At 41.8% G+C, this 1901-nt stretch carries 4 protein-coding genes; all 4 read left to right on the top strand.

Going from position 1 to position 1901, the window contains the following annotated elements; all coding sequences use genetic code 11:
• Positions 1-195, top strand: a 195-nt coding sequence (locus tag A3735_RS32030) for a hypothetical protein (RefSeq protein WP_231882593.1), incomplete at its 5' end; no start/stop codon positions are given.
• 36 nt (positions 196-231) lie between these two features.
• Positions 232-498 (top strand): hypothetical protein, encoded by a 267-nt coding sequence (locus A3735_RS20875; RefSeq protein WP_068633817.1) that lies wholly within the window; start codon positions 232-234, stop codon positions 496-498.
• A 120-nt stretch (positions 499-618) separates the two neighbouring features.
• A complete protein-coding gene (locus A3735_RS20870) occupies positions 619-930 on the top strand; it encodes a hypothetical protein (protein WP_068633999.1) in 312 nt (103 codons plus the stop codon).
• A gap of 107 nt (positions 931-1037) precedes the next feature.
• A complete protein-coding gene (locus tag A3735_RS20865; RefSeq protein ID WP_068634000.1) occupies positions 1038-1637 on the top strand; it encodes a hypothetical protein in 600 nt (199 codons plus the stop codon).
• Positions 1638-1901: the final 264 nt, after the last annotated feature.

Below are 1901 nucleotides of genomic sequence, written 5' to 3'. Positions count from 1 at the left end.
ATTTGTAGAGGCTTCGTTGGTGGTGTGTTCCTAGGGAATCCGGTAAAGTCGCCATCTACGGTGTTTTTGTCTCTGGGCAAGCACTTTGGTTTTAACGTGGTGTTTGGTGTAGTTGGTCGTTCTAAAACATCTAACCAGTTCATCAAACATCACTCCGGCCACAAAAACACGTGGCCTGCGTTGGACGCACGATAGAGCCGTGCGCCGTTTATAAAAGCGTTAGGTGTTCGCATGGACTCAGATGTTGAAATTTTGATCGCAATATTTTTGGTAGTGGCTCTATTCATTTGGCTAATTCCAGCTTTGATTTACACGATTAAGATTTCTCGATTAAAAAGAATTGATCCAGTTTTAAAAAAACAACTGATATCCTCTCTCTGGTTTATGCCTCCAGTAGGATGCATTATTTGTTTGGTCTTATTTTCTAAAACTGGAAAGCTTCGAAAGTTATTAGAACAAGAGCATCATCAGGTATGGGTAGCCGGTGGTAATAGATAGTGATGTATTATCCACCTAACAAGTTGCGCAATGTTCGCCCCGGAAAAACACCCGGGGCTGGACTCGCTTTGCTGCGCGCCACTCGCCCATTCGCAAGGCGTTAAATGTCATAGGTAAGCTATGGATATTGCTCAACCAGACGATATGAAGGTAGTCTCAATGGCGCCTTACGAATACATTCACTACCAATGTAGTGGTGGTCGAGAATTTCTGTGTTTGTGTCTCGAATTAAGGTTTGGCACCCGTAGCGTGAATATTGAGTTAAGCGACACTGAGATCGCTAAACTAACAATAAACAGTAAGCAATTTATTTCAGGTATACGTTCCGAGTTCATCGAAAACTGTGATGAGTTCGAGCACTCTAGGCATATCAAAGAGTTTGAAAACTGGCCTGTAGTAAAGTCAGCATTAAAAAAGTGGCATGGTCGGTAGCTATGCGTATTAAAACATTTAACCAGTTTAGCCAGCATCGCCCACAAAGGGCCGTGGGCTGGACTCGTTTCACTCGCCGCTGCTAAAGGCGTTAGGCAAAAATAATCATGATCAAACATTTTTTACTTCTGATATGTTCAATTCTATTAACGTCCTGTGTCATTTTACCTGATGAGTATTTTTATCCTCAGGCCGAAGGGGCAAGTGCTGAGAGAGAGTTATGTCACGGAAGCGTAGGCGCAAAAAGTAAGCTGGTTTATGAATTAGACGACGTTAAAGTTGATTTTAGTGTGGGTAGCGTAAACTCATTGTCCACGCTTTATATATCTATACGCGTTTACGATGACTCAAATGCAATTTGGCCAGCACAAACTATAACCGCCTACGCTGATTCTAACGAGTTATCTTTAAAGCTTGATCATTTTACAAGGTACAGGTACGTAGATAGATATAATTCTAGCGAGATCGAAAGCATAGATTACCCTTCCAACACAGTCATGGACAGAGCCGATCATGAAGATAAACAGAGGTTATATTTCAGAGAGTATTATGAGTCATATGTCTCAAGTGTTGAGCTTACAGATATCTCAATTGAAGAGCTAAGAATAGAAGCTATAAAAATTATCGTGCGGGGCAAAGAGCACTTGCTTGAAGATATCCTTTTTACAAAAACAAAAGGTATTTTCTTGTACCCGTTAAACTGCTAAGTGCCTAACAAGTTTATCAAACCTCGTTCCGCCCACAAAGGAACGTGGGCTGCACTGGACGCGCAAAAAGACGCGCGCCGTTTATAAAAGCGTTAAATGTTTTTTGGCCTTTAGGTTTAAGGCTCAATATTCGGCAAGGAGTGCTCGTTTCTTTTCATACATTCCTCCGTTTAAGTTTTTAGGGTAAGTGGCACGGTTTCCCGCTGTTCCGCTCCGCTGTTTAAGTTTCTCAGGTACATTTTAATTTGTAGAGGCTTCGTCGGT

This window comes from Oleiphilus sp. HI0061 (assembly GCF_001635675.1).
Note: the sequence above shows the minus strand (reverse complement) of the source record. Positions and strands in the feature narration are given on the sequence as shown.